Genomic DNA, 25,986 nt, shown 5'->3' on the forward strand with positions numbered 1-25,986 from the left:
TGGGTGAAAACGGGCGCGATTTCAACGTCCTGGCACAGATCCGCGTTTGGCTGTGTCGCCCCAGCCCTCAATTTCGGCAATCGCCTCTTCTGCGGTTTCGACGAATTTGAACAGATCCAGGTCGTCGGCCGAGATCGTGCCTGCGTCCGACAGCGCGTCCCAGTTGATGATGCTTTCCCAGAAGGCACGACCAAAGAGCAGGAACGGCACCCGTTCCATCCGCCCTGTTTGGATCAGGGTGAGCGCTTCGAACAATTCATCCAACGTCCCGAACCCGCCGGGAAAGACACAGATGGCGCGCGCGCGCATCAGAAAATGCATCTTGCGGATCGCGAAGTAGTGGAAGTTGAACGACAGATCCGGCGTCACATAATGGTTCGGCGCCTGTTCAAACGGCAGCACGATGTTGAGACCGATGGACTGACCACCCGCATCGACAGCACCGCGGTTGCCTGCCTCCATCACGCCGGGTCCGCCACCCGTAACCACGACATTCTCGCGACCGCCGGAGGCCATGGATTTTTCCGTCATCAGGCGGGCGAATGTGCGGGCTTCGTCATAGAATCGGCTCAGATCGGCAAGCGTTTCGGTGCGGGCCGATGCCTTGTCGACGGGATCGGGGATACGTGCGCCACCAAACAGGACGATGGTGGATTCAATGCCCGCCTCGTTCATCAGCATTTCGGGCTTGAGCAGTTCCAGTTGCAACCGCACGGGCCGCAATTCATCGCGGCACAGGAACTCTTCGTCCGCAAAGGCAAGCGCATAGGCCGGAGACCGCGTTTGCGGCGTATCCGGCACACCCTCCGCAGCCTTGCGGTCCATGTGAGCATCGCGGAACGGGCTTTGGCGGTCGTCTTTCATCGTGATGGGCTCCTTGTCAGCACCGTATAGGCGTACCCCGAGACAGCAGGCTTGCCCAGAGCCCTCTGCGCGCCATCATTGCAAGCGGCGCGTGATTGTTGTCTAAGCGCCGCGATTGACCGAATGGAGAACACCCATGTCCAACGCACAGCTTGAAACCGCCATCGAAGCCGCGTGGGAAGCCCGCGATACCATCACGCCCGCCACCAGTGGCGAACAGCGCGAGGCGATCGAAGACACGCTGAACGCGCTCGACAGCGGGTCGTTGCGTGTGGCCGAACGGCAAGAGGATGGCAGCTGGCACGTGAACCAGTGGGCCAAGAAGGCTGTGCTTCTGGGCTTTCGGATCAAGGACATGGAACAGCATGACGGCGGCCCGCAGGCCGGTGGCTGGTGGGACAAGGTCGACAGCAAGTTCAAGGGCTGGGGCGATGCGGAGTGGAAAGGCGCAGGCTTTCGCGCCGTGCCGAACTGTGTCGTGCGCAAGTCGGCATTCATCGCGCCCGGCGTGGTCCTGATGCCGTCCTTTGTGAACCTCGGCGCTTATGTGGATGAGGGCACGATGGTCGACACATGGGCCACCGTGGGCAGCTGTGCCCAAATCGGCAAGAACGTGCACCTGTCCGGTGGCGTGGGTATCGGCGGCGTGCTTGAGCCGATGCAGGCGGGCCCGACCATCATCGAAGACAACTGCTTTATCGGGGCGCGGTCCGAAGTGGTCGAAGGCTGCATCGTGCGCGAGGGTTCGGTGCTTGGCATGGGTGTGTTCATCGGCCAGTCGACCAAGATCGTGGACCGCGAAAGCGGTGAGGTCATGTATGGCGAAGTCCCACCCTATTCGGTGGTTGTCGCAGGCTCCATGCCGTCCAAAAACGGTATCAACTTGTACTGCGCCGTCATCGTCAAGCGGGTGGACGAACGGACCCGTTCGAAAACCGGTATCAACGAATTGCTCCGCGATTGATCAGGATTTGGCCGGTTTGTCCCCGACGGGACCGCCGGCCTTTTTCCATCCGGAAAACCCGTCCTCGATGTGGCTGACATTCGGCAGGCCCATCTCTTGCGCCACCTGCGCAGACAGCGCCGACCGCCACCCCGAGGCACAGTAGAAGACGATCCGGTTGCCGGTTTGGAACTGCGGTTTGGCATAAGGGCTTTCGGGATCGATCCAGAACTCCAGCATCCCACGCGGGCAGTGGAACGCGCCGGGGATCATCCCTTCGCGGTCCAATTCACGTGGGTCGCGCAAATCGACAAAGGTCACGTCGCCCTGCCCGTAAAGGTCCATCAGCGCGCTGGCGGGGGCGTGATCCACCGTGCTATTGGCCGCGGCCACCATATCCTTGACGCGTTTCATTCTTCGTTCCTCCGCTGTGTGGCACTGACGCTGGCGCGATGCTTGCCAACGCGCACGGGGCAAGTTACGGCGATGTCATGAGCAAGGACAAGAAACCATCGCGGCAGCAGGTCTATACGCTGCTCGTCGAAATCGGGCGCAAGGACGGTGATGGCCTTCCTGACGCGGCCACTGGTGCGGCCCTTGTTATCTATTCCAGCGGTGTGGACGAGGCGGAGGCCGTGCGGGAAACGGTCGCGATCCTCAAACAGGCGGACACTGCGCCGCTTGACGTGACCGGCTATGGTACTTTGGATGAACGGTTGTCCGAAGGGCACGAGATTGACGCGGAAGAACGGGCGCTGATGAAGCGGGCGCTGGATGAAAACGCGGTGATCGTGGCGCAGGTCACGCCGTTCTTTGACGAGGGTTAGGCCGCGCGCTGTTCGATCAGGGTGATCGCTTCGAACGACCGCAAAACCTGATGCACAGGCGCGCCGTGTTCGGGCAGTTCACGGTCCGGAACACCCGCAAGAACACTGGCCGCGTGCAGATCGGGTTTCCGGCGAATACGCCCGATATAGAGACTTTCCAGCGCCGTTCCGGCGGCCAGCAGCGCCTCGTGACGGGGCAGGACCACTTGCACATAATCGGCAACAGATTGCGATGGCCGCCACGTGGCGGCGTATCCGTTCACTAGGTGGCGGGCGGGCACCAAAACGGCCTCTTCGCCAAAGATGTATTCCACCTCTGATCCGCGCAGCACCAACCGCTGTTCCGGGGCGACGACGATATCGCGTTGCAGCCCGAAATAGGGCGCGTGCAGACGAACGGGTGCAAAGCTGCCCCGCGCAGGTACGGAGTAGCGCACGACATGGAGGACCTGCGACGTCTGACCCCGGTCCGTCAGCACCAGATCACCCCGCCGCAACGACGCGGCATCGCGGTATCCGCTGGGTGTCGCAATCGGCGTCGCCGGATGGAGCGATGGCAGCGGCCCGATGGGAACGATGCCGCTCGTTGCCGCGGAAAAGAGGACTTCCTTGGACAATTTGCGCTGCGCGTTCCCCAACATCAGGTCGCGGATGTCTTCGGTCAGGATGGGGCTTGGATCCCGCACGGTGCTGGACCGTACCAATGTGCGTTCAGGTTGTTCGAGGGTCAGCCGCCCCCACCGCAACCGCGTGTCCCAGGAATAGTTGAGCCGCAGACTGTGCGGGCGCCCGTCGCCGGACCACGACACGGCGGCGTGGGTCAGCGCGTCGCCCTGCTGGTTCACGAACGCAAAGCCACCGCCGGGTACGGCGCGGAACGCAATCTCGCGCTTGATGGGGAAGTGTTGCGACAGGGACAACAGATCATGCGGTCGCAATTCGCCCGCGATGAAGGTCTCGAGCATCAGCGTGCCACGCTCCAGCACCTTGCCGGGCCGCATCAGCTTGCCACGGCCGAGGCCTGTGGGCGAAAAGCGCCCGCCCGCGTGGTCGCTGAGCCCGATCCAGGTCATGCGGCGGCCTGAGCCTTCCGCAGCAGATCCGCTTCGAAATGACGGAGGGTCCGGCGGGCGGCGGTGCCATAGCCCGCGCCAGTGTCCGGGTCCAGTTCCGGGAAGATGGCGCAGATTTCGCGCACCACTTCCTGTTCCAGGCTTTTCGTTGTTTGTGGTCCGGGCAGGAAACTTTCCGTCGCCAGCCCTTCGGTAAACACGACCTGATGCCGGTCGAACATGAGGTGCACATACGTGACCTCGTCCCCTTCGCGGCGCAGGACGGAATGGTCGTTCACCAGATCCTTTGCAGCCACCAGAACTTCCGCTTCGCCAAAGAGTAGCTCTGCGAGGCTGTCGCGCACAAGGACGCGGTGCAGCGGGGACACCATGACGTCGCCATGCGCACCGAAGGTGCCGCCACGGATGTGAATCGGGGCGAAATCACCAGTTGCGGGTACAGAGCGCGTTCCGATCCAGCGCAGGGGCTGCGGGCCGTCATCCTGCGTGATCACCATATCGCCGGGCGTCAGCGTCTCGACCGGGACGCGCCCCTCTGCGGTGTCGATCAACGTGCCTGCAACGAAACAGGGGACCGAGGTGGCGTTGACAAAACCGGTGTCCGTATTGTTCCCGTCGGTGACAGTGTAGGTAAAGTTGAAGTCTTCTTCGTCCCCGTCCCCGGCGACCGTCAGCTCACCGTTCGGGCCGACGGTGACTTCCTGTCCTGTGGGCAGGACAACGGTTGTCCCGATGCCTGTGACTGGATCAAAGCTGACCGGTTGGCCGTTGATATGCGTGATGGTCAGCGTGCTGCCATTGGGTGCCACATCATTGTCGAGCACGTTGAACGATGTCACGCCTTCTGGGAACACGTTCACATCGTCGCCCACGGCCACCAGCGACGTCTGGATCGAGTCACCGGCGATCAACAGGTTCGAATCAAAGTTGCTGTCGGCGACGTCCGCAATCCCGATACGGATGGAATTCAGGTCGCCCGCCTCAACCTGCATTGTGAGGGTCAGGGTGATGGTGAACCCGTCCATCTCGGTGTTGAAGTCACTGTTCGTATTGTTGACGAACATGTTGATGTTGTTGGTTGTGTTGATGTTGCCGGGGTCGGTGTCACCGTCGCCCACTTCCATCTCGATCAGCTGGCCGTTGACCCAAACCCCGACAAAATCCTGATAGATCGAGTTCTGGAATTCCGGGTACTCTTCGGACGCAAAGACGAACTGCATCGTCATCACGTCGCCGTCGGGGATGAAGTCGATGTCGAGATAGGCCGCGTCCCGTGTCGGAGCGCCAGCGGCTGCGTTGAACTGTGCGTTGTTGTTCTGTCCGGTGGTGTTGGCAGACGTGTTGGTATTCTGGTTTGCGTCCCCGGACGAGTTTGTAAAGCTCTCGGCGTTGCCGGTCGACAGGATCACGCCCGTATCGCTGGGTGTGACGCCGGGCGCCACGCTGTCGCCATTGGAATAGATGCCCGCGCTGTCGATGTCGCCCGTATAAGAGGCGTTCACGACCTGCACGCCATCGCCGAAAATGGCGTTGGCCATATCCTCGGCATCTGTGCCTTCGCGCACTGTTTGGATCGGAAGTTCCGACGCTGCTACCATTTTCTGCCCACCCACCTCGGGAGACACGAACACACGCAGCGCATGGGGTTTTGCCCCATGTCATCGGAATTGTGCTTTTTGCACGTTGATGGTCACACGTTGGCGACCGGACTGCTGAATGCCCTGCCTCGGGTCATATTGTTTGGAGCAGCCTAGCACAGGCATTAACCGGCTGTTAACTCTGTATTTCAAAGCAGGGTGCGGGAACGCGTCCTTTTCGCCACAACCATGACTTGAGGATGCGCCCATGCCGCCTGTTGATCCCGCCGAACTCACCGCTGATCTGGTGCGCTGCGCATCCGTGACACCGGCGGATGAGGGGGCGTTGGACGTGTTGCACGATCTGTTGTCCGGGGCCGGCTTCGACTGTGCATGGGCGAACCGGGGTGGCATTCGCAACCTTTATGCCCGTTGGGGGACCAAGGGGCATCCGCGCAGCTTCGGGTTCAATGGCCACACGGACGTGGTGCCCATCGGGGTTGAGGCGGATTGGTCCTTCGCCCCGTTTGGCGCCGAGATTGCCGATGGCGTCATGTATGGCCGCGGTACGACGGACATGAAGTCGGGCGTGGCCGCCTTTGCCGCCGCAGCGGTGGATTTCGTGACCGAGACTCCACCGGACGGGGCGGTCATCCTTGCCATCACCGGTGACGAGGAAGGGGATGCAACAGACGGCACAACGGCCTTGTTAGACTATATGTCCGAAGCGGGTGAAGCGATGAGTGTCTGCCTTGTGGGCGAGCCGACCTGCCCGGACACGATGGGCGAGATGATGAAGATCGGGCGGCGGGGGTCGATGACAGCGTGGTTCACGGTCACGGGCGTGCAGGGCCATTCGGCCTATCCTCACCGCGCGCGCAATCCGTTGCCAGCGCTTGCGCGATTGATGGATCGTCTGGCCAGCCACACGCTCGACACCGGCACCGACCACTTTGACGCCTCCACGTTGGCGATCGTGACCATGGACACAGGCAACCCGGCCACCAACGTGATTCCGGCAGAAACGCGCGCCGCGGTGAATATCCGGTTCAATGACCTGCATTCCGGCGCGAGCCTGACGGATTGGTTGCAGGCCGAGGTGGACAGCGTGGCTGAAAGCTTTGGAGTTGAGGTTGCGATGACCGTCAAGGTTTCCGGAGAAAGCTTTCTGACCCCGCCCGGCCCGTTATCCGATCTTGTGGCGTCAGCGGTCACGGCTGAGACTGGCGTGACACCGGTGTTGAGCACAACGGGTGGCACGTCCGACGCGCGCTTTGTCAAGGATCATTGCCCGGTGGTTGAATTTGGCCTTGTCGGTCAGTCGATGCACCAGGTGGACGAACACGTACGGGTCGACCACATCCATCAACTCAAGGCCATCTATGGTCGCGTTCTAAGAGACTATTTCGCATGAATTGGACGATTTCGCAGACCGACGACCTGGACACGTGCCTCGATTTGCGTCGCACGGTATTCATGGAGGAACAGGGCGTGAGCGAAGCCGACGAGCGGGACGGTCGCGATGGTGACGCCCTGCATGTTCTGGCGACGTTGGAGGGCCGCGCCCTCGGCTGTGCACGCATTCTGCTGGACGGGTCGGTGGCCAAGATCGGGCGGGTCTGCGTCTTGCAAGAGGCGCGCGGCACCGGTCTTGGTGCGGCGATCATCATGGCCTGTCTCGACGTGGCGCGCGCGCAACCTGCTGTGATCAGGGCCAAGCTGGGCGCACAGACCCACGCGCTTAGCTTTTACGAAAAACTGGGGTTCACTGCGTTTGGACCCATCTATGATGACGCAGGCATACCCCACCGGGATATGGAGCGCACACTGTGACGCCGCGCCTGCAGTCGATCGGAAATCAGCCCTGCGTTATCGTCATGGTCAAAGAGCCGCGACCGGGTCAGGTCAAGACGCGGCTGGGCCGAGATATCGGGATGGTGGAGGCAGCACATTGGTATCGGCGCCATTCCGCGGCGCTGGTGCACCGGTTGGTAGATGAACGCTGGACGCTGGTTGCCGGTTATGCCCCGAAAACAGCGCGGATTATTCCGCGCAACGTGCAGCTGCAAGCGTGGCAGGGCAGCGGTGATCTGGGCCAGCGGATGATTGGCCTTTTGCGGCAGGCACCACCAAAAAGTGTCTTGATAGGCTCTGATATTGCGGGTCTGGAGCGTCAGCATATTGCGCGGGCAATTGCAGCGCTCGGGGATCATGACACCGTGTTGGGGCCATCACCCGACGGTGGGTTCTGGCTGATCGGTGCACGTCATCCCAACCGCTTGCGCCCAAACGCCCTCACGGGCGCGCGGTGGTCTACGGAACATGCGCTTGCCGACACGCGGGCGCGTCTGCCCGGCCGGACGGCTCTTGTCGATACGCTCAACGACATTGATACGGTCGACGACTTGCGTACAAGTTTCGCAATGACGCCCCATGGCACCCGTGCTACCTCCTGCGTATGACCCGTATCCCGACCAAGGCCGAGATCCTCGATTGGATCGCCGCCAATCCCACGCTCACCGCCAAACGTGACATCGCCAAGGCTTTTGGCATTAAAGGGGCTGCGCGCATCGACCTGAAACGCATCCTGCGCGAATTGGCGGACGAAGGGCATCTGGAAAAGCGCAAGAAGACGTATCAGGACCCCGACCGTCTTCCGCCGGTGAGCGTGTTGCAGGTGCTGCCGCCGGATGCGGATGGCGATCTGTTTGCATCCCCGATGGAATGGCAGGGCACTGGGGTTGAGCCACGTATCCTCGTGATCCCGCGCGCCGCTGATCCGGCCCTCGGTGCGGGCGACCGCATTCTGGCGCGGCTGACGCTGGTCAAGGATCAGGACCATCATTACGAGGCGCGGCTGATCCGTCGGATCGGGACGAACCCAAAGCGGCTGCTTGGCATTTTCCGCAAGGGCGACGAGGGCGGGCGCATCGTTCCGGTGGACAAGGGCAGCGACAAGCAATGGCAGGTCGAGGCAGGTGCCACGCACGGCGCAAAGGACGGCGAGTTGGTCGAGGCGGAACAGGCTGGGCCAAAGTCACGCATCGGCCTGCCGCGCGCCCGCATCGTAGCCCGGCTTGGTGATCCATCGGCGCCCAAGGCGGTGTCGCTGATCGCAATCCACGAACACGGCATTCCCGATCATTTCCCTGATGACGTCATCGCAGAAGCCGACGCGCAGAAACCGGCGGGGCTGAAAGGGCGCGAGGACCTGCGCGATCTGCCTTTGGTCACCATTGATCCGTGGGATGCACGAGATCATGATGACGCATGCTATGCCCATGCGGATGAAGATCCGAAGAACGAAGGCGGACATATCATCTGGGTCGCGATTGCAGATGTGGCATCCGCTGTCAAACCCGGGTCCGCTCTAGATCGTGAGGCGCGCAAACGGGGCAACTCCACCTATTTCCCGGACCGAGTCGTTCCGATGCTGCCGGACCGTTTGTCCGGTGATCTGTGTTCGCTGCACGAAGGTGTGCCGCGCGCCTGTGTTGCCGTGCGGATGCAGATTGATGTGAAGGGCAAAAAGCTGTCGCACAGCTTTCATCGTGGCCTGATGCGTTCGCCCGCTGCGTTGAATTACGAAGAGGTGCAGGCGGCGGTGGACGGTCGTCCCAATGACCGTACTTTGCCCCTGTTAGAGCCTGTTTTGGAGCCACTCTATGCCGCTTGGCGGGCCCTCGTTGTTGCCCGGCAGGACCGGCAGCCGCTGGAACTGGACCTGCCGGAACGGCAGATCGTGCTGGACGATGATGGCACCGTGAATTCGGTGGCGTTCAAGGATCGTCTTGATGCGCACCGCCTGATCGAAGAGTTCATGGTCTTGGCCAATGTGGCCGCGGCAGAGACGTTGCTGGCCAAGAAATCCCCGCTCCTTTTCCGCGTTCATGAAGAGCCGAGCCAGGACAAGCTCGATGCGCTGCGCGAAACCGCGTCTGCCGCTGGTTTGACACTCGCCAAAGGCCAGGTGCTCAAGACGGCGCATCTGAACCGGCTGCTCGCGCAGGCGGTTGGCACGGAGGACGCGGAGTTGATCAATATCTCGACCCTGCGGTCAATGACACAAGCCTACTACAGCCCTGAGAATTTTGGGCATTTCGGACTTGCCCTGCGGAACTATGCCCACTTCACATCACCTATCCGGCGCTACGCTGATCTGATCGTGCACCGCGCGCTGATCACAGCGCATGGTTGGGGCAAGGACGGGCTGAGCGCCGAAGAGGTCGAGCGGTTGGAGCAGACGGCCAAGCATATCTCTGACACGGAACGCCGGTCGATGACGGCGGAACGGGACACCACGGACCGTTACCTTGCCGCGTATCTGAGCGAGCGGGTGGGCGATGAGATGGAAGGCCGTGTGGCGGGAATCGCGAAATTCGGCATCTTTGTAAAACTGGACGGCAGTGGGGCGGATGGCCTGGTGCCCATGCGGGCCATCGGGTCAGAGTATTTCCACTTTGACCGCGAGGAAAACACGCTGATGGGGTCGGATACGGGCATGGTGATCCGCCTCGGACAGCGGGCGACGGTGCGGTTGGCAGAGGCTGTGCCCGTGACCGGTGGTATTGCGCTGGAGCTGTTGGAACTGGACGGCAAGGCGCTGCCCAAAGGGCGCGGTGGGCCTGCGGGTCGCAGCCCGCGCCGCAAACCCGCGAAGGCCAAGCGGCGCGGTGACAAGGTCAAGCGCAAGGTGAAGCGCACCCGCCGCTAACCCAACGCATCTGCAACACGTGCGACGTAGCGCGTCAGGATCAGGTCATCCTTGATCCGACGCGACAACGCAGTGCCGGACGGCGTTGCCATCATCGCGGCCAGCATGGGCGCGACACTGGCATCCGCGGCGGTCGGTTTGTCGCCAAACAGGAATTGCCCGTGCCACAGATGCGCGGCGATGGCTTGCAAATCAGGTTCAATCCTTTCCAGACGCTCACCCGCCGTCAGGCGCCCCATGCCCTGTGCCGCCATTCCGCGCAGAACATCCTTGCGGATCCGACCGGTGATGAAATTCCGCAGCAATGACGGTATGGCCGCGAAATATGTGTCTCTGATACTGGGCCAAACGGCGTCATCAGCCCAACGATCCAGCAGGATATGGAAGTACATGTGCTCTTCCACCATGCGGATAAAGGCGCGCGAGGTCGCGCGCTGTATTTCGGTCAGCCCGGCGTCGAAGTCGGCACCTTGTTCTTCGAGATAGGCGCGGATGTTGTCGCTGTCGCCGATGACTTCGGTTTCCGATTGCAGCGCAGGCAGCTTGCCCTTCGGCCACCGCCGGGGGTCATTGGTGTCCTGCCGTTGCCACGGCACACCGGCGAGGTTCAGCAAATACATTGCCTTCACGCAAAACGGACTGGCACTGGGTGTGCCGAAAGCAGGGGCATAGGTGATGAGGGTGAGCATCCATTCCTCCGAAATCAGGTTACGATGGCGGAGATAGATGCGGTTCCTGTCAGTTTCTGGCAGGACATGTGATAAGGTGGGATCATGTCACGGACCCACAGATTGTTTCAGCTGATGCAGGCCCTGCGCCGGATGGCGCCGCCTGTCACCGCGCAGGCGTTGTCGCATGAGATGGATGTTTCTCTGCGCACGATTTACCGCGATATCGATACGCTGCGCGAACTGGGCGCAGTCATTGATGGGGAGGCCGGATTTGGCTTTACCTTGATCGAGGATGCAACGCTGCCGCCGCTCGGGTTCGAGAATGACGAGCTGGAAGCCCTTGTGCTGGGCTTGCGCGATGTGGTGGCGATTGCGGATCCGGCATTGGCCAAGGCCGCAGAGTCAGCGTTGACCAAGATCACTGCGCGCGTGCCGCCCGCACAGGCGCATCGGCTGAAACACGCCGTTCTGGATGCGCGCCGGTATTGGCGACCGGATCCTCCACGGATCGACGTTGCCAAACTGCGGCAGGCGGCGTGGGATGAGGTCAGCGTGCGGTTTCAGTATCAGGATGCCAAGGGCGCTCAGACGGAACGGACGGTCAAACCCCTTGGTATCGTCTATTTTCAGGATACGAACGTGCTCATGGCATGGTGCCACCTGCGGCAGGATTTCCGGTTGTTCCGGCTGGACCGGATGGACGCGCTGCACATTACGGACCAGAGTTTTCGCCCGCATCGGGTATCGCTCTTGCGGGATCACCTCGAACGGATCCGCGCAGAGACGCAGGAATATGCGCCCCACGATTGAACCCTTTATTGGCGAACCCATTGTCGCTAAATTGGAAACAACGCGAAAAAGCGAGCATGAGGCAAAAAATGCGGTGTCAGGTTCTGATCGGTGCGGTTGCGCTGACTGTTGGTTCTGTTGTTTCGGCAGGCGTGGTGACCCAATCCCTACGGCCTGAGGCGCGTCCAGCGGCCGAAGACGTGACGCGCACGGCGCCCTTGTCCCTGTTGCCGGTGACTGCCGGATCGGTACTGCGCCCGCAAATGCGCCCGGTGGCCCAGGCCCCGATAGTCGATGCGGCAGCAAATGCGCGCTTCCAGAACTGGATCCAGGCGTTTCGTGGACGGGCGGTGTCGCAGGGGATTTCTGCGGCCACATTTGATCAGGCCTTTCGCGGGGTGCAGTACGACCCGGACGTGATCAAGCGGGACCGCAATCAATCCGAATTCACCAAGACCATTTGGGAGTACCTGGCCAGCGCTGTTTCAGATAGCCGGATACGGGACGGCAAGGAGGCGCTGCGTGCGCACAACCAGAAACTCGACGCGATCGAGGCGCGCTATGGTGTCGAGAAAGAGGTGGTTGTGGCCGTCTGGGGCCTCGAGAGCCGCTATGGCGCGTATCGTGGCAACAACGATGTGATCCAGAGCCTTGCGACGCTTGCCTTTGACGGGCGGCGCGGCGCGTTTTTCGAAGGGCAGTTGGTGGCCGCGCTGAAGATCCTGCAAAACGGTGATACAAGCCCGCGCAACATGACCGGATCCTGGGCCGGGGCGATGGGGCATACGCAGTTCATTCCGACATCCTATCTGGATTATGCCGTGGATTTTACAGGGGATGGCAAGCGTGACATCTGGTCGGATGACCCAACGGATGCGCTGGCGTCGACGGCGGCGTATTTGAAGCGTTTCGGCTGGATCAAAGGTCAGCCGTGGGGCGTGGAAGTGCTGCTGCCGGACGGGTTTGATTTCGCGCAGGCCAACCGCAAGATCCAGAAATCGCCGGCAGAGTGGGCCCGTCTGGGTGTGCGCGGCGTGGATGGCAATGCGGTCCCGAACTATGGGTCCGGGTCGATCCTGTTGCCCGCGGGTGGGCGCGGGGTCGCCTTTATGGTGTTCAAGAACTTTGCCGTGATCGAGCGGTACAATGCGGCGGATGCGTACGTCATTGGTGTTGGCCACTTGAGTGATCGTATAAAGGGTGGCGGCGCATTTGTCGGCAACTGGCCCGAGGGTGAGCGTCCGCTGACCTTGCGGGAGCGCAAGGAGTTACAGCAGCGTCTGACGCGAGCGGGCTATGACACGCAAGGCGTGGATGGCAAGGTCGGGCCGAATACGCTTGCAGCGGTGCGGGCGTACCAAAAGAGCATTGGCGTGCCAGCGGATGGGTTTGCCACGGTCAATCTGCTTAACCGGTTGCGTTGATCCAAAGAACGCTGCGCGACGCCATGTTTCAGGGGGCTCTGCCCCCGCGCTGCGCGCTCCCCCGTGGTATTTCTGGCCAGAAGAAGGGGTTTAGCCGGGGCTCATGCCGCGCAGGCGTTCGCTGCGACGGCGGAGGAGTTCGACCGTTGTCAGCAGGGCGATGGAGATCACCACGAGGATTGTAGCGACGGCGAGGATTGTCGGGCTGATCTGTTCGCGCAGGCCGATGAACATTTGCCAAGGCAGGGTCTTCTGGCTGGCGGAGCCGACGAAGAGGACCACGACCACCTCGTCGAAGGACGTGATGAAGGCGAAGAGGCCCCCGGAGATCACGCCGGGCAGGATCAGGGGCATTTGCACGCGGAAGAAGGTGGTGACGGGTCCGGCGCCCATGTTGGCGGCGGCGCGTGTCAGGGAGCGGTCGAAGCCGACGAGCGTGGCCGTGACGGTGATGATGACGAAGGGAATGCCAAGAACAGCGTGCGCGAGGATGACCTTGACGTAGCCCACGAAATTCTTGTCGAGGCCCAGGGTGCCCTCCATCCAGTTGCCCAAGCTGGAGTAGAAGAAGAACATGCCCGTGGCCGAGATGATCAAGGGCACGATCATGGGCGAGATCAGGATCGCCATGATCGCCCGTTTGAAGGGTACGTGGCTTTGGCTGAGGCCGATGGCGGCGAGGGTGCCGAGTGACACGGAAATGATCGTGGCCAGCGGCGCGATGATCAGCGAGTTCTTCAGCGCCAACTGCCATTGTGGATTGGTGAAGAAGTCGCGGTAGTGCTTGAGCGAGTAGCCCTCTGGGTCCAGCCGCAGCATTTCCTGCGTGAAGGTGAAGAAGTCCTGCGCGTTGAAAGACAACGGCATGACCACCACGATGGGGGCCACGAGGAAGAAGAAGATCAACCCGCAGATGACCCGGAAGCCATAGTACCAGATGCGTTGGCCAAGTGTGGCGTATGGAGGCAGGCCCATGGTCTATCCTAGCTTCACGTTGTCGATGCCCACGATCTTGTCATAGGCCCAGTAGAGCACCAGCACCGCCACGAGGAGGATGGTGCCGAGGGCGGCGGCAAGGCCCCAGTTGAGCGATGACGAGATGTGGTAGGCGATCCGGTTCGAGATGAACACGCCCTTGGTCCCGCCCACGATTTCCGGCGTGATGTAGTAGCCGATGGCGAGGATGAAGACGAGGATCGACCCCGCCCCGATGCCCGGCACAGATTGCGGGAAATATACCCGCCAGAACGCGGTCCAGTTGGTAGCGCCCAATGATTTGGCGGCGCGCAGGTAACTGGGCGGGATGGTTTGCATCACCGAGTACATCGGCAGGATCATGAAGGGCAGCAGGATGTGGGTCATGGCCACGATCGTGCCGAACTGGTTGTTGATCATGATCAGCCGGTTTGCGTCATCCACGAGGCCGATCCAGACCAGCACATCGTTGATCACCCCTTGTTGCTGCAGCATGACCTTCCACGCGGAGGTGCGCACCAGAAGCGAGGTCCAGAAGGGCAGCAGAACGAGGATCAGCAGCACGTTTGCCTTGCGCATCGGCAGATTGGCCAGCAGCCACGCGATGGGGTAGCCGAGCGCGATGCAGGAAAAGGTGATCAGCAGAGACATCCAGATCGTGCGACCAAAGAGGGTAATGTAGATCTGCTGGTTTTCCGGGCGCTGTTCGAACCCTTCGGTCGTCTTCTGGTAATCAACCGAGTTGAGGAAGTAACCCGGCGTGTATTTCGGCGCGTAGAGTGTCAGCGTTTCCCATATCTCGGGTTCGCCCCACTTGTCGTCCGCGTCAATGAACGCGTCTTTTACCGACACAGGATCGGTGGCTTGTGCCGCGGCAAATGCAGCTTCCAAACCGGATGGTGCCGATGACGCATTGCGCAGATCGAGGTAGAGCGTGGTGTAGAGGAAATCGCCCAGATCACGCTTGCCGATCTCGTCGCCTTCTTCGGCGAACACGGCTTGCCAGCGGGCCCAGGCGCTTGCGGTCAGCGGGAGCGCGTCTGCGTTTGCTGGAACGGTTTCGGCCCAGTGCGCGGGATCCTCCCACGCTGCATTCGCGTCTGTGATCGCATCCGTATAGGTGTCTGTATCGAACCGGCCAACGGCGCGGCCCGTGCGGCGGAACATCGAACTCGCACCCGTCTGCTCATAGTTAAGGCGCGATCCGAGCCGGGTGTGCAGCTTTTGCTCTTCGGCGATGAACAGATCGACGTAGAGAGCAGTGAAGATGTCCTCATCCGGGACGCCAGTGGCCTCGCGCGCCGTGAGCAAGGGGATCGTATCGGGCAGCGTGTTCACCACGATGTCGTTTTCGACAGAGCGGAACAGCATGTTGCCGATGGGCACGATGAACGTGATCAGCACAAACAAGAGCAGCGGTGCGATCAGGCCGAGCGCGTGTAGCTTTTGGCGGCGCAGGGCCCGCGCAAGGCTGCGTTTGAGGGGGGTGCCGTCGGCGGCTTGCATCACTTCGGCCATGGGTCTCAGGCGCCTTTCGCGACAACGATCATGGAGGTCGCCGTGCGGTGGCGGATCTTCATGACCTCTTGGTACTCTGGGTCGTTATAGGCGGCGAGTGCCGCCTCGTAGGTTGGAAACTCAAAAACCACGTGGCGCGAAAATTCCGGCCCTTCCATGGTTTCAGCATCACCCCCGCGCACAAGGGGCACAGCACCGTGGGACAACAGGATCGGTGTATCCTTTTCGACGTACTCTTTGTACGCCTCGGGATCGTTCACCGTGATATGTCCGATGATGTAGCCTTTGGGCATGATGGGTGTCCTTGGAAAAGGGGGTCGGGGCGGGCGCAAACGCCCACCCCAATGTTGGCTTATTGTGCCAGCCACGCCTGGAATTTGGCGTCGATGTCATCGCGGTAGTCCGCCCAGAACTCGTAGTTGTAGAGGAACGTGTTCTTGGCGTTTTCCGGGTCTGTCGGCATGTGCGGCGCCATGTCGATGCCCAGTGTCGCGTGCTGACCGACCAGCGGTGCGGACGATGCGCGGGCAGGACCGTACGAGATGTACTTGGCCTGATCCGCCAGACGCTGTGTGTCTGTCGCGAACTTGATGAAGTCGCGCGCACGCGCTTCACGCTCGGGGCTCAGGCCCGTTGGGATGATCCAACCGTCAAGGTCGAACACCTGCGCGTCCCAGAGCATGCCGATGGGCTGGTCTTGCTCTTCGATCGCGGCGAACAGACGACCGTTATAGGTCGAACCCATGACGATTTCGCCATCTGCCAGCAGCTGTGGCGTGTCGGCACCGGCGGACCACCAGATCACGTCGTCCTTGATGGTGTCGAGCTTGTCGAGGGCCTGTTGCTGGCCTTCGGCGGTTTCCAGAACGTCGTACACGTCGTCCTTGGCCACGCCGTCACAGAGCAGCGCCCATTCCATGTTGTTGATCGGACGCTTTTCCAGGGCGCGCTTGCCCGGGTAGGCTTCGGTGTCGAACACGGCACAGACGGATGTGGGCGGTGTGTCACCCACGAGGTCGGTGCGGTAGCCGAACGTGGTCGAATAGACGATCTGCGGGATGAAGCAGTCGGAGACCAGCAGGTCACCAAAGTCATCGGACGCGGATGTGCCATCGGGCGCTGCCGCCAGGTCTTCGTCTGGGTTGATTTCCAGCGCCAGACCTTCGTCGCACAGGCGGATCGCATCAGCGGCCACCACGTCCACGACGTCCCACGTGACGTTGCCCGCTTCGTTCATGGCGCGCAGTTTCGCCACGGCTTCGGCCGAGCTTTCGTCCCAAACGGCGGTGACGCCTTCGTTCATTTCCAGATATGGCGCGACATAGGCGTTCTGTTGGCTGGCTTGGTAAGCGCCACCCCAGCTGACCAGTGTCATGTCGGATGCCATGTGGCCGTCAGCAAAGGCAGTGCCGGAGGCAACTGTCAGTGCGGTCGTGACCATAAGGGTCTTTGTGAGTTTCATAAGTGTTTCTCCCACTTGTTACGCCCGTTTTGGATTGATTGAAGATCGCGCCCCGGGCGTGGCGCCTGACCTTCTTCTTGCATGCTCAGGCGTCGAGCGCCCGGCAATCCTGTGGCAACCACCCGATCTCGATCTGGGTGCCCGGTGTCAGGCGGGCCTGATCGGGGGCGTTGCGTGTCTTGATGACAAAATCATCGCTGCCTGCGACGCGCAGGCGCGTGCGGAAAATGTCGCCCATGTAGATGAACTCAAGCACTTCGGCCTTGAGCGTGTGCACGTCGGGTTGCAGGCGTTCCTTGTTCATCTCGACCCGTTCAGGGCGGATGGACACGCGTGTGCGCTGACCGACTTCGGTCACGTTGACGGGTTTGGCGTCAATGATCTCACCACCGTCGAGGGTCACCTCGCATCGGTCGCCCGCGATCTTGCTGATCGTGCCCATCAGTGTGTTGTTTTCACCGATGAACTGCGCGACGAAGCTGTTTTCCGGCTCTTCATAAAGCTGGTCCGGCGGCGCCAGTTGTTGGATACGGCCATCGTCGAACACGGCGACGCGGTCCGACATTGTCAGCGCTTCTGTCTGATCGTGGGTCACATAGACGGTCGTGATCCCGAGATCATGGGCAAGGCGCGTGATTTCGAATTGCAGCGTTTCGCGCAGCTGCTTGTCGAGCGCGCCGAGTGGTTCGTCCATCAGGACCAATTCCGGTTCAAACACCAGTGCGCGCGCCAGCGCGATACGCTGTTGCTGACCACCGGACAGTTGCGCCGGACGGCGGCCCGCAAAGTCCTGCATCTGCACCATGCCAAGCGCGCGCATGATCTTTTCCTCGCGCTCGGATTTGCCGATCTTGCGCACTTCGAGCGGGAAGCTGAGGTTTTCGGCCACGGTCATGTGCGGGAACAGGGCATAGTTCTGGAACACCATGCCAATGCCCCGCTTGTGTGGCGGAATATTGTTGATCGACGTACCGCCGAGGCGGATGTCACCATGGGTGGCTGTCTCGAACCCGGCGAGCATCATCAGACACGTCGTCTTGCCCGAACCCGAGGGGCCCAACATGGTCAGGAATTCGCCCTTGGGCATGGAAAGGTTGAGGTCTTTGACCACGAGAATCTCGCCGTCGTAACTCTTCTGCACGCGTTCGAATTCAACGAACGCCTGATCGTTTGCAGTATCGGCCAAACGTGGCTCCCCGGTTGTGTCTCGTGGCTGTGCCGCCATGTTGGCGTGAACTAAAACGTCCCAACGCGTGCATTGCAACCAACTTGATTTGAAAACGCCGTGCGCAGCCTCCGAAAGGTCGTTTTGACTGCAAGAGTATGCGTTTTAAGGCAATGTTCCCGGACGCATGCGTAAATCCGGGGCCAGAATCGCCCATCCTACTTGCGTTGGCACGCCGATGAATACGGGATCAAAAGGGGGCCAGCCCCCTCGGCCTGCGGCCTCACCCCCGTGGTATTTTCAGCCAGAAGAAACAGTGTGGTCAGGACGCCGCCGTCATCAGCCCCTGTTCCATCAGCTGTGCGTGCGCCTCATCAAGAGCGCGGCGGGCGCGGTGTCCCAATACGGCGATTTCCTCGGGCGTGATGACCAGTGGTGGTGAAATGATCATGCGGTCATAGACATGGCGCATCACGAGGTTGTTGGCAAAGCAGCGTTCGCGGGTCATGAAGCCGGCGGTGCCCGCGTCCGCTGCGAATTTGGCGCGGCTTTCCTTGTGCGGGGTCAGGGCAAGCGATCCCATCATGCCGACAATCGTCGTTTCACCCACCAACGGGTGATCGCCCAGGCTGTGCCACATCTCGTGCAGGGCGGGCATGGCCACGTTGCGGACGTGGTCCAGCACGTTTTCTTCTTCGAGGATGCGGAGGTTTTCTAGCGCGACCGCCGCGGCAACCGGGTGGCCAGAGTAGGTGTAGCCGTGATTGAATTCGCCACCGCCGATGACCTCGGCCACCTCATCGCACACGATGGAGCCGCCAATGGGCTGGTAGCCCGAGCTGAGCCCTTTGGCGATGGTCATGATGTGCGGCTGAATGCCGACGGTTTGCGACCCGAACCAGTTGCCCGTCCGCCCAAAGCCGCAGATCACCTCATCCGCGATGAGGAGAATATCGTGGGCGTCGCAGATCCGCTTGATCTCGGGCCAGTAGGTAGAGGGGGGCACGATCACGCCACCCGCGCCCTGGATCGGTTCGGCAATGAATGCTGCGACGCGGTCGGGGCCATGTTTGGCAATCGCCTGTTCCAGTTCCCGGGCACGGGCAACGCCGAAATCTTCGGGCGTCATATCGCCGCCTTCGGACCACCAGTTGGGTTGGTTGATGTGCACGATGCCCGGGATCGGCATGCCGCCCTGTTCGTGCATCCCGGTCATGCCGCCCAGTGACCCGGAACCTACGGACGAGCCGTGATAGGCGTTCTTGCGGCTGATGATGATGGATTTTTCCGGCTTGCCCTTCATCGCCCAATAGGTCCGAACCATCCGCAGATTGGTATCGTTCGCCTCCGAGCCCGACCCAGCAAAGAACACATGGTTCAGATCGCCCGGCGCCAGTTCCGCCAGCTTTTGCGCCAGCGCGATGGCGGGCACGTGGGTCGTCTGGAAAAACGTGTTGTAGTAGGGCAGTTCGCGCATCTGGCGCGCCGCCACGTCGGCAAGCTCACCCCGACCATAGCCGATGTTCACGCACCACAGCCCCGCCATCGCATCGAGGATTTCGTTGCCATCGCTGTCGTGCAGGTACACGCCGTTCGCCCGCGTGATCACCCGCGCGCCCTTTTGCGCCAACTCACCCCCCGCCGTGAACGGATGCATATGGTGTGCCGCGTCCAGTGCTTGGAGTTCGGACGTGGGCAGATGGTTCGTGATGGCTGGCATGGGACCCCCGGTTTCAGACGTGCTGACAATATGAGCAAGGGGCGCGACGTCAATCCGCAGACGTCGATCCTGCTGGACGCAAGAGGCAAAACTTGTATTCATTTTGCCTGACCCGGGCCAACCGGGCATGAAACGGGAGTACCTTATGACAAAGATGATGCTGAGCACCGTTGCCGCGCTGACCCTGACGGGTGCGGCTCTGGCCGACGAAGTGCGCGTATACAACTGGTCCGACTATATCGACGAAGAATTGCTGGAAAAGTTTGAGGCCGAGACGGGCCTCGAGCTGATCTATGACGTGTTCGACAGCAACGAAGTGCTGGAGACCAAGATGCTGGCCGGTTCGTCGGGTTACGACGTTGTGGTGCCATCGGGCACATTCCTCCAACGCCAGATCAGCGCGGGCGCGTTCCAGAAACTGGACACGTCCAAGCTGAGCAATGCGGAAAACCTGTGGGATGTGGTTGAGGCGCGCACGGCGCAATACGACCCCGACAACGCCTATTCCATCAACTACATGTGGGGCACCACGGGGATCGGGGTGAATGTCGGCAAGGTGCAGGAAGTGCTGGGTGCGGATGCGCCAATGGGCTCGCTGGATCTGATTTTTGACCCGGCCAACATGGAAAAGCTGGCCTCTTGCGGTGTGCACTTCCTTGATGCACCGACAGAGATGATCCCGGCCGCATTGAAATATATCGGTGAGGACCCCGACAGCCATGACCCGGACGTCATCGCCAAGGCGGAGCCGGTCCTGATGGGTGTGCGTCCCTACGTGACCAAATTCCACAGCTCGGAATACATCAACGCATTGGCCAACGGTGACATCTGCGTCGCGTTTGGCTGGTCCGGCGATATCCTGCAGGCGCGCGACCGCGCGGCAGAGGCGGAAAACGGGGTCGAGATTGCCTATAACGCGCCCAGCGAAGGCGCATTGATGTGGTTTGACCAGATGGCGATTCCCGCCGATGCGCCAAACCCCGAAGGCGCGCACATGTTCCTGAACTTTATCATGGACGCGCAGAACATGGCGCAGGCCTCCAACTACGTCTACTACGCGAACGGCAATCTCGCGAGCCAGGAGTTTCTGGTTGAAGACGTGATCGGTGATCCGGCCATTTATCCGGATGAAGCGACGCTGGAGAATCTCTACACGACGACGCCGTATCCGGCGCGCGTGCAGCGCACGGTCACACGCATGTGGACCAAGATCAAATCGGGCACCTGACCCGATATCGGGGCGCGGTTGAACCGCGCCCCTTTTCTCATTTTCAGCGACGGATTTCCCCTTGGCAGAGACTGTTTTCGCACCCTGGGAGAACGCGGACGAGACGCCGCTTATCCGGTTTCGCAATGTCACCAAACGCTTTGGCGATTTTGTCGCGATTGATGACCTGACCCTCGATATCTACGAACGGGAATTCTTTGCGCTGCTGGGCCCGTCCGGCTGCGGCAAGACGACGATGATGCGTATGCTGGCCGGGTTCGAGGACCCGACCGAAGGGTTCATTGAACTGGCCGGGCAGAACATCGCGGGGGTGCCCGCGAACAAGCGGGCGGTGAACATGATGTTCCAGTCCTATGCGTTGTTTCCGCATCTGACGATCTGGGACAATATCGCCTTTGGCCTGCGTCGCGAAAGCCGCGACAAGGGCGCGATTGCCGCGCGGGTCGAAGAGATGCTCAAGCTGACACGGTTGGAGAAATTCGCCCGGCGCAAGCCGCACCAGATTTCCGGTGGCCAACGCCAACGGGTTGCCTTGGCGCGGTCCTTGGCCAAGGCGCCGAAACTGCTGCTGCTGGATGAACCTCTGGGCGCGCTGGATGCCAAGTTGCGCGAGGCCACGCAGTTTGAGTTGATGGATATTCAGGAAAAGACGGGCACGACATTTGTCATTGTCACCCACGACCAGGAAGAGGCGATGACGGTCGCATCCCGGGTGGCCGTGATGGACGAAGGCCGCGTGATGCAGGTTGCCACGCCAACCGACATCTACGAGGCGCCGAATTCTGCATATGTCGCGGATTTTATCGGTGATGTGACGTTGATTGACGGAACCGCACAGTCTCGCGGGACACCTGCCACCGACGCCCCCGTTACCGGGAACGACGCTGCGCCGGTGCGCGGTCCGCGACCCAATGCGCAAGGCAAGTGGCTGCATGACAAGCTGCTGGCCCCCGTGATCGGTGCCCGCAAAGAAACCGGGGATGACGCGTCACCGTCGAATGTGGCGGATGAACAGCCCGAAGGCGCGGGCGACGCACCGCCCGGAGGTCTGGGCATTGCATGGGCAGAAGGGCAGCCACCGCTGATCGCGCTGGACGGTGATCCTGCGCTCGATGGGCAAGCGGTAAAGCTGGCCTTGCGTCCCGAAAAAATCGGCATCTCAAAGACCAAACCCGATGCGGTCAATGCCTTGCAAGGCAAGGTGATCGACATCGCCTATCTTGGGAACCTGTCCACGTACCACGTGGAGCTGGCCGACGGCACGATGATCAAGGCGCAGACCGCCAATACCCGTCGCGTCGCGCGTCGCGATATCACATGGGAAGATGACGTGTGGGTCAGCTGGTCCGGCACGGCCGGGGTGGTTCTGACGACATGAGGCGCGCGGCCCTCATAGCGATCCCTTATGCGTGGCTGCTGGCGCTGTTCCTGATCCCGTTCGCGGTCGTCTTCAAGATTTCGCTGTCGGACATTGCGCTGGCCATTCCGCCTTACACGCCCACGGCCAAGGACGGCATCTGGGCCATGCTGTCCCAGCTCGATTTCGAAAACTTCGTCTTTCTGACCGAAGATGATCTCTACTGGAAAGCGTATCTCAGCTCGCTCCAGATTGCTGCCATCTCGACCGTGCTGACCCTGTTGATCGGGTATCCGATGGCCTATGCCATGGCGCGCGCACCCGAGGCGTGGCGACCCACGCTCTTGATGTTGGTGATCCTACCGTTCTGGACCTCTTTCCTGATCCGTGTCTATGCGTGGGTGGGCATCCTGTCGAACGAAGGGTTCCTGAACCAGCTTCTGATGTGGACGGGTGTGATCAGTGAACCGCTGACGATCCTCAACACGCCCACGGCGGTCTATATCGGCATCGTCTATACGTATCTGCCGTTCATGATCCTGCCGATTTATTCGGCGCTGGACCGGCTGGATGGATCGCTGATTGAGGCGGCCGAAGACCTTGGGTGTTCGCGGCTCAAGGCGTTCTGGCTGATCACGATACCACTCTCGAAAAATGGGATCATAGCGGGCAGCTTCCTGGTCTTCATCCCCGCCTTGGGTGAGTTTGTTATTCCATCGCTTCTGGGCGGGTCAGGCACACTGATGATCGGCAAAGTCCTGTTCGAGGAATTCTTCTCCAATCGCGATTGGCCTGTGGCATCTGCGGTGGCAGTCATCCTGCTGATCATCCTTGTGATCCCGCTGGTTCTGTTCCAGCGCAACCAGCAACGGCAGACGGAGGCGGGGCTGTGAACCGGCTGTCACCATTCAATGTCGTGTCGCTGACGCTGGGCTTCGTGTTTCTTTATATCCCGATGCTCATCCTCGTGATCTACAGCTTTAACGCATCAAAGCTGGTGACGGTCTGGGCCGGGTTTTCGACACAGTGGTACGGCGAACTGCTCCGCAACGAGGCATTCCTTGATGCGGCTTGGGTTACATTGCGCGTGGCCGTGATCTCGTCGACCATTGCGACGGTGCTGGGGACGATGGCGGCCTATGTGCTGGTGCGGGGCGGGCGCTTCTTTGGCCGCACGCTGTTTTCTGGCATGATCTACGCACCACTTGTCATGCCCGAAGTGATAACCGGCCTGTCTCTGCTGCTCTTGTTCATCGGAATTGGTCTTGATCGCGGCGTGCTGACCATCGTCTTGGCGCACACCACCTTTTCGATGTGTTTCGTGTCTGTCGTGGTGTCATCCCGCCTTGTTACATTTGATCGATCTTTGGAAGAGGCGGCGCTGGATCTGGGTGCGTCATCGTTTGACGCATTCCGATTGGTGACACTGCCCATCATCGCGCCCGCGGTCATCTCGGGCTGGCTTCTCGCCTTTACGCTCAGCCTCGATGACCTCGTGATCGCCTCGTTTACAGCAGGTCCGTCCGCCACAACGCTCCCGATGAAAATCTGGTCGTCCGTCCGCCTGGGGGTCAGTCCGGAGATCAATGCGCTCAGCACGATATTGATCGGTTTGGTGACCATTGGCGTGGTTGCCGCATCGCTGGCCACAAAGCGGGCGGCGGTACAGGCGCAGCGTGACGAGCAGGCGGCTGCGCGCACCGCATGAAGCGCATCTTTTCCGACTATGCCTATGGGCCGGGCCCGCGCGCGGGGTGCTGGTGGGACGCAACCTGCGCCATTCCTTCATTCGAGGCACTGGAGGGCGATACGCACTGTGATGTTGTCATCGTCGGCGGGGGGTTCACGGGTGTTTCTGCGGCGCTGCACCTCGCACGTGCAGGTGCGGATGTCGTCGTCGTGGACGCCGCGCAGATGGGTTGGGGCGCGTCAGGGCGCAATGGCGGGTTTTGTTGCCTCGGCGGTGGCATCGCGTCCGACGCAACGCTTGATCGGGCGTTTGGTCGGCACGAACGGCTCGCCTGGCGTCGGACCGAAGCTGCTGCGGTTGCCACGGTTGCCCGCCTGGTCGATGAACTGGGTTTGGACGTGGATCGGCATTCTGACGGGGAAACGCTTTTGGCGCATCGTACGCGCGACGCCCAAGCCTTTGAGGCTGAAGCGCGCCGGATCGAAGAAAACTACGGTGTCATGGCACGCGTCGATAATCCCGACAGTATCGGCATGGGCGGCCCGTTTTTTCAGGCGCTCACGACGCCGATTGGCTTTGGTTTGAACCCGCGTAAGTACCTCGCGGGACTGGTGCGCGCGGCGCAGCAAGCGGGCGTTCGATTTCACAATCAGACAGAAGTGACCGAGGTGCGTTCGGGATATGTCAAAACGCCCAAAGGCACGGTGCGGGCGTCGCGGATCATCCTTGCCACAAATGGGTACAGCAGCGAGGACGTGCCCGCCTGGATGCGCGCGCGCTATATGCCGGCGCAATCGACCGTTCTGGTGACGCGCCCGTTGACCGATGCAGAGCAGCAGGCGCAAGGGTGGACCAGTACGCAGATGGCCTATGACAGCCGCCATTTGCTACATTATTTTCGGCGCATGCCGGATGGTCGCTTCTTGTTTGGAATGCGCGGTGGTCTGCGCTCTGGCACCCGCGCCGAAATGCGCGCGCGGCGCGCGGTGGAGCGGGATTTTCGTTCCATGTTTCCGGCGTGGCGTGATGTCGAGGTCACGCATACCTGGTCGGGTTTCGTCTGCCTAGCACGCCGCGGGTTGCCCTATGTCGGCCCGGTGCCCGATCACCCGGGCGTTCTTGCCGGTTTCGCGTTTCACGGCAACGGGGTTGCCATGGGTACGCATGCGGGCGTGTGTCTTGCCGCGCTGGCACAAGATCAGATGCCCGAGCATTTGCCTGCCGCCATGCAAGTACCGCCCCAACGCTTTCCATTTGGCGGACTGCGCCGGGCGATCATGCCGCCCATCTACGCCGGATTTGCATTGGCCGATCGTCAGACCTGATCCGGTTCGCGCAACCCGATCACATTTGCAGCCTCGATCATGTACCCATTCTGCAGCATCAGGAGCGTGACGCCATTGTCGATCCGGGCTTCGGTCACGCGGGTGTAGCTGAGCGCGGGATCTTCGGTCAGGATTTCACCATTGCTGCGGCTTTCGATTTTCAATGTGTACTCACCATGCGCCAGTGGCGTGCCATCCGCACCCAAACCGTCCCACGCATAGGTCTCAGCGCTCACCGGCAGCGCGTGTCGTTGCACTTCCGTACCTTGCGCGTTGTAGACCACGAGATCCACTTCGTCCGCTGCCAGCGGAGGATTGGGAGCGACGGAAATCGGAGCGCCGGTATAATTCACAGGTCCGGTCACCAGCGCCTCCAAACCGATCCAGTTGGCTGCGCCGTTCATGTTGTTCGCGCCAAAGGAAACGAGCATCTGCTCCAGCAAGTCATTGGTGCTGACTTGTTGTTCCACCATCGAAAATTGCGCGAGCTGCGCCGCGTATTCTGACGAATCGATGGGTTGCAGCGGATCTTGATACTCTGCCTGCGCGGTGAGCATTTGCAGGAATACCTCGAAATCCGAGCTGAGCACGTTGGCTGAGCTGCTTGAGGCGTTTGCGGAGGGGCCAGCGTTTGCGGCGCGTGCGACTTGAGAGACGTCCATGT

Annotated in this window: 24 protein-coding genes and 1 pseudogene; 13 read left to right on the top strand and 12 right to left on the bottom strand. The window is 61.1% G+C overall.

The genetic code is table 11. The annotated features are described in order from the left end of the window. Nucleotides 1-21: 21 nt before the first annotated feature. Nucleotides 22-864 (bottom strand): TIGR00730 family Rossman fold protein, encoded by an 843-nt coding sequence (locus ACERHN_RS10100; RefSeq protein WP_415922508.1) that lies wholly within the window; start codon nucleotides 862-864, stop codon nucleotides 22-24. A 136-nt stretch (nucleotides 865-1,000) separates the two neighbouring features. Here ACERHN_RS10100 and dapD point away from each other — a divergent pair, with 136 nt between their 5' ends. Further along, nucleotides 1,001-1,828, top strand: coding sequence for a 2,3,4,5-tetrahydropyridine-2,6-dicarboxylate N-succinyltransferase (gene dapD / locus ACERHN_RS10105; RefSeq protein ID WP_415922509.1), 828 nt, complete (start codon nucleotides 1,001-1,003; stop codon nucleotides 1,826-1,828). Here dapD and ACERHN_RS10110 read toward each other — a convergent pair whose 3' ends face one another. Then, entirely contained in the window at nucleotides 1,829-2,221 is a 393-nt protein-coding gene (locus ACERHN_RS10110) for a rhodanese-like domain-containing protein (RefSeq protein WP_415922510.1), read from the bottom strand. A gap of 77 nt (nucleotides 2,222-2,298) precedes the next feature. Between ACERHN_RS10110 and ACERHN_RS10115 the strand changes: the two genes are divergently transcribed. Then, nucleotides 2,299-2,634: a hypothetical protein gene (locus ACERHN_RS10115; RefSeq protein ID WP_415922511.1), complete on the top strand. Its 336-nt coding sequence runs from the start codon at nucleotides 2,299-2,301 to the stop codon at nucleotides 2,632-2,634. On the opposite strand, the gene ACERHN_RS10120 is transcribed toward ACERHN_RS10115, so the two are convergent. Beyond that, the gene (locus ACERHN_RS10120; RefSeq protein WP_415922512.1) at nucleotides 2,631-3,707 is read right to left on the bottom strand and encodes a Hint domain-containing protein; all 1,077 of its coding nucleotides are present in this window, start codon (nucleotides 3,705-3,707) and stop codon (nucleotides 2,631-2,633) included. The genes ACERHN_RS10115 and ACERHN_RS10120 overlap by 4 nt on opposite strands. Next, nucleotides 3,704-5,305: a Hint domain-containing protein gene (locus ACERHN_RS10125; protein WP_415922513.1), complete on the bottom strand. Its 1,602-nt coding sequence runs from the start codon at nucleotides 5,303-5,305 to the stop codon at nucleotides 3,704-3,706. Before ACERHN_RS10125 ends, ACERHN_RS10120 begins: the two co-directional genes overlap by 4 nt. A 247-nt stretch (nucleotides 5,306-5,552) precedes the next feature. On the opposite strand from ACERHN_RS10125, the gene dapE reads away from it, so the two are divergent. From dapE to rnr, 4 genes are read left to right on the top strand one after another with little or no spacing between them, the layout of a single operon-like run. Further along, a complete protein-coding gene (gene dapE / locus ACERHN_RS10130; protein WP_415922514.1) occupies nucleotides 5,553-6,698 on the top strand; it encodes a succinyl-diaminopimelate desuccinylase in 1,146 nt (381 codons plus the stop codon). Then, on the top strand, nucleotides 6,695-7,117 hold the full coding sequence (locus tag ACERHN_RS10135) for a GNAT family N-acetyltransferase (protein WP_415922515.1): 423 nt from the start codon (nucleotides 6,695-6,697) through the stop codon (nucleotides 7,115-7,117). The genes dapE and ACERHN_RS10135 overlap by 4 nt, the downstream gene beginning before the upstream one ends. After that, on the top strand, nucleotides 7,114-7,746 hold the full coding sequence (locus ACERHN_RS10140) for a TIGR04282 family arsenosugar biosynthesis glycosyltransferase (protein ID WP_415922516.1): 633 nt from the start codon (nucleotides 7,114-7,116) through the stop codon (nucleotides 7,744-7,746). Before ACERHN_RS10135 ends, ACERHN_RS10140 begins: the two co-directional genes overlap by 4 nt. Next, the gene (rnr, locus tag ACERHN_RS10145) at nucleotides 7,743-9,998 is read left to right on the top strand and encodes a ribonuclease R (protein ID WP_415922517.1); all 2,256 of its coding nucleotides are present in this window, start codon (nucleotides 7,743-7,745) and stop codon (nucleotides 9,996-9,998) included. Before ACERHN_RS10140 ends, rnr begins: the two co-directional genes overlap by 4 nt. On the opposite strand, the gene ACERHN_RS10150 is transcribed toward rnr, so the two are convergent. Next, nucleotides 9,995-10,687, bottom strand: a complete 693-nt coding sequence (locus tag ACERHN_RS10150) for a glutathione S-transferase family protein (RefSeq protein ID WP_415922518.1) — start codon at nucleotides 10,685-10,687, stop codon at nucleotides 9,995-9,997. The genes rnr and ACERHN_RS10150 overlap by 4 nt on opposite strands. An 84-nt stretch (nucleotides 10,688-10,771) precedes the next feature. Between ACERHN_RS10150 and ACERHN_RS10155 the strand changes: the two genes are divergently transcribed. Together ACERHN_RS10155 and ACERHN_RS10160 are read left to right on the top strand one after the other, a co-directional pair. Further along, nucleotides 10,772-11,479: a helix-turn-helix transcriptional regulator gene (locus tag ACERHN_RS10155; protein ID WP_415922519.1), complete on the top strand. Its 708-nt coding sequence runs from the start codon at nucleotides 10,772-10,774 to the stop codon at nucleotides 11,477-11,479. A 68-nt stretch (nucleotides 11,480-11,547) separates the two neighbouring features. Beyond that, on the top strand, nucleotides 11,548-12,882 hold the full coding sequence (locus ACERHN_RS10160; protein ID WP_415922520.1) for a lytic murein transglycosylase: 1,335 nt from the start codon (nucleotides 11,548-11,550) through the stop codon (nucleotides 12,880-12,882). A gap of 90 nt (nucleotides 12,883-12,972) precedes the next feature. Here the strand turns inward: ACERHN_RS10160 and ACERHN_RS10165 are convergent. From ACERHN_RS10165 to ACERHN_RS10190, 6 genes and pseudogenes are all read right to left on the bottom strand, one after another. After that, nucleotides 12,973-13,851 (bottom strand): annotated as a pseudogene (locus tag ACERHN_RS10165) (ABC transporter permease); the annotation flags it as partial. A gap of 9 nt (nucleotides 13,852-13,860) precedes the next feature. Next, the gene (locus ACERHN_RS10170; RefSeq protein ID WP_415922521.1) at nucleotides 13,861-15,375 is read right to left on the bottom strand and encodes an ABC transporter permease; all 1,515 of its coding nucleotides are present in this window, start codon (nucleotides 15,373-15,375) and stop codon (nucleotides 13,861-13,863) included. 5 nt (nucleotides 15,376-15,380) lie between these two features. After that, a complete protein-coding gene (locus ACERHN_RS10175; protein WP_415922522.1) occupies nucleotides 15,381-15,668 on the bottom strand; it encodes a DUF1330 domain-containing protein in 288 nt (95 codons plus the stop codon). A 59-nt stretch (nucleotides 15,669-15,727) separates the two neighbouring features. Next, nucleotides 15,728-16,837 (bottom strand): extracellular solute-binding protein, encoded by a 1,110-nt coding sequence (locus ACERHN_RS10180; protein ID WP_415922523.1) that lies wholly within the window; start codon nucleotides 16,835-16,837, stop codon nucleotides 15,728-15,730. 85 nt (nucleotides 16,838-16,922) lie between these two features. Beyond that, the gene (locus ACERHN_RS10185; protein WP_415922524.1) at nucleotides 16,923-18,023 is read right to left on the bottom strand and encodes an ABC transporter ATP-binding protein; all 1,101 of its coding nucleotides are present in this window, start codon (nucleotides 18,021-18,023) and stop codon (nucleotides 16,923-16,925) included. A 301-nt stretch (nucleotides 18,024-18,324) separates the two neighbouring features. Beyond that, entirely contained in the window at nucleotides 18,325-19,722 is a 1,398-nt protein-coding gene (locus ACERHN_RS10190; protein WP_415922525.1) for an aspartate aminotransferase family protein, read from the bottom strand. A gap of 145 nt (nucleotides 19,723-19,867) precedes the next feature. Between ACERHN_RS10190 and ACERHN_RS10195 the strand changes: the two genes are divergently transcribed. The 5 genes from ACERHN_RS10195 to ACERHN_RS10215 all read left to right on the top strand — a co-directional run bounded on the left by ACERHN_RS10195 (nucleotide 19,868) and on the right by ACERHN_RS10215 (nucleotide 25,322). Further along, nucleotides 19,868-20,950: a polyamine ABC transporter substrate-binding protein gene (locus ACERHN_RS10195; protein WP_415922526.1), complete on the top strand. Its 1,083-nt coding sequence runs from the start codon at nucleotides 19,868-19,870 to the stop codon at nucleotides 20,948-20,950. A 61-nt stretch (nucleotides 20,951-21,011) separates the two neighbouring features. Continuing rightward, nucleotides 21,012-22,328, top strand: coding sequence for an ABC transporter ATP-binding protein (locus ACERHN_RS10200; RefSeq protein ID WP_415922527.1), 1,317 nt, complete (start codon nucleotides 21,012-21,014; stop codon nucleotides 22,326-22,328). Beyond that, complete coding sequence (locus ACERHN_RS10205) at nucleotides 22,325-23,200, top strand: ABC transporter permease subunit (protein WP_415922528.1); 876 nt, start codon at nucleotides 22,325-22,327, stop codon at nucleotides 23,198-23,200. Before ACERHN_RS10200 ends, ACERHN_RS10205 begins: the two co-directional genes overlap by 4 nt. Beyond that, on the top strand, nucleotides 23,197-24,015 hold the full coding sequence (locus ACERHN_RS10210; RefSeq protein WP_415922529.1) for an ABC transporter permease subunit: 819 nt from the start codon (nucleotides 23,197-23,199) through the stop codon (nucleotides 24,013-24,015). Before ACERHN_RS10205 ends, ACERHN_RS10210 begins: the two co-directional genes overlap by 4 nt. Then, on the top strand, nucleotides 24,012-25,322 hold the full coding sequence (locus ACERHN_RS10215) for an NAD(P)/FAD-dependent oxidoreductase (protein WP_415922530.1): 1,311 nt from the start codon (nucleotides 24,012-24,014) through the stop codon (nucleotides 25,320-25,322). The genes ACERHN_RS10210 and ACERHN_RS10215 overlap by 4 nt, the downstream gene beginning before the upstream one ends. Here the strand turns inward: ACERHN_RS10215 and ACERHN_RS10220 are convergent. Further along, nucleotides 25,313-25,984, bottom strand: a complete 672-nt coding sequence (locus ACERHN_RS10220; protein WP_415922531.1) for a flagellar hook capping FlgD N-terminal domain-containing protein — start codon at nucleotides 25,982-25,984, stop codon at nucleotides 25,313-25,315. The genes ACERHN_RS10215 and ACERHN_RS10220 overlap by 10 nt on opposite strands. Between the last annotated feature and the right edge of the window lie 2 nt (nucleotides 25,985-25,986).

This window comes from Tateyamaria rhodophyticola (genome assembly GCF_047777875.1).
In the GTDB taxonomy this organism is placed as follows: domain Bacteria; phylum Pseudomonadota; class Alphaproteobacteria; order Rhodobacterales; family Rhodobacteraceae; genus Tateyamaria.

Bases quoted from the DNA above. Each gene is read 5' to 3' on its own strand.
- ACERHN_RS10100 (WP_415922508.1), bottom strand. From the start codon at position 864: ATGAAAGACGACCGCCAAAGCCCGTTCCGCGATGCTCACATGGACCGC.
- dapD (WP_415922509.1), top strand. From the start codon at position 1,001: ATGTCCAACGCACAGCTTGAAACCGCCATCGAAGCCGCGTGGGAAGCC.
- ACERHN_RS10110 (WP_415922510.1), bottom strand. From the start codon at position 2,221: ATGAAACGCGTCAAGGATATGGTGGCCGCGGCCAATAGCACGGTGGAT.
- ACERHN_RS10115 (WP_415922511.1), top strand. From the start codon at position 2,299: ATGAGCAAGGACAAGAAACCATCGCGGCAGCAGGTCTATACGCTGCTC.
- ACERHN_RS10120 (WP_415922512.1), bottom strand. From the start codon at position 3,707: ATGACCTGGATCGGGCTCAGCGACCACGCGGGCGGGCGCTTTTCGCCC.
- ACERHN_RS10125 (WP_415922513.1), bottom strand. From the start codon at position 5,305: ATGGTAGCAGCGTCGGAACTTCCGATCCAAACAGTGCGCGAAGGCACA.
- dapE (WP_415922514.1), top strand. From the start codon at position 5,553: ATGCCGCCTGTTGATCCCGCCGAACTCACCGCTGATCTGGTGCGCTGC.
- ACERHN_RS10135 (WP_415922515.1), top strand. From the start codon at position 6,695: ATGAATTGGACGATTTCGCAGACCGACGACCTGGACACGTGCCTCGAT.
- rnr (WP_415922517.1), top strand. From the start codon at position 7,743: ATGACCCGTATCCCGACCAAGGCCGAGATCCTCGATTGGATCGCCGCC.
- ACERHN_RS10150 (WP_415922518.1), bottom strand. From the start codon at position 10,687: ATGCTCACCCTCATCACCTATGCCCCTGCTTTCGGCACACCCAGTGCC.
- ACERHN_RS10155 (WP_415922519.1), top strand. From the start codon at position 10,772: ATGTCACGGACCCACAGATTGTTTCAGCTGATGCAGGCCCTGCGCCGG.
- ACERHN_RS10160 (WP_415922520.1), top strand. From the start codon at position 11,548: ATGCGGTGTCAGGTTCTGATCGGTGCGGTTGCGCTGACTGTTGGTTCT.
- ACERHN_RS10170 (WP_415922521.1), bottom strand. From the start codon at position 15,375: ATGGCCGAAGTGATGCAAGCCGCCGACGGCACCCCCCTCAAACGCAGC.
- ACERHN_RS10175 (WP_415922522.1), bottom strand. From the start codon at position 15,668: ATGCCCAAAGGCTACATCATCGGACATATCACGGTGAACGATCCCGAG.
- ACERHN_RS10180 (WP_415922523.1), bottom strand. From the start codon at position 16,837: ATGAAACTCACAAAGACCCTTATGGTCACGACCGCACTGACAGTTGCC.
- ACERHN_RS10190 (WP_415922525.1), bottom strand. From the start codon at position 19,722: ATGCCAGCCATCACGAACCATCTGCCCACGTCCGAACTCCAAGCACTG.
- ACERHN_RS10195 (WP_415922526.1), top strand. From the start codon at position 19,868: ATGACAAAGATGATGCTGAGCACCGTTGCCGCGCTGACCCTGACGGGT.
- ACERHN_RS10205 (WP_415922528.1), top strand. From the start codon at position 22,325: ATGAGGCGCGCGGCCCTCATAGCGATCCCTTATGCGTGGCTGCTGGCG.
- ACERHN_RS10215 (WP_415922530.1), top strand. From the start codon at position 24,012: ATGAAGCGCATCTTTTCCGACTATGCCTATGGGCCGGGCCCGCGCGCG.
- ACERHN_RS10220 (WP_415922531.1), bottom strand. From the start codon at position 25,984: ATGGACGTCTCTCAAGTCGCACGCGCCGCAAACGCTGGCCCCTCCGCA.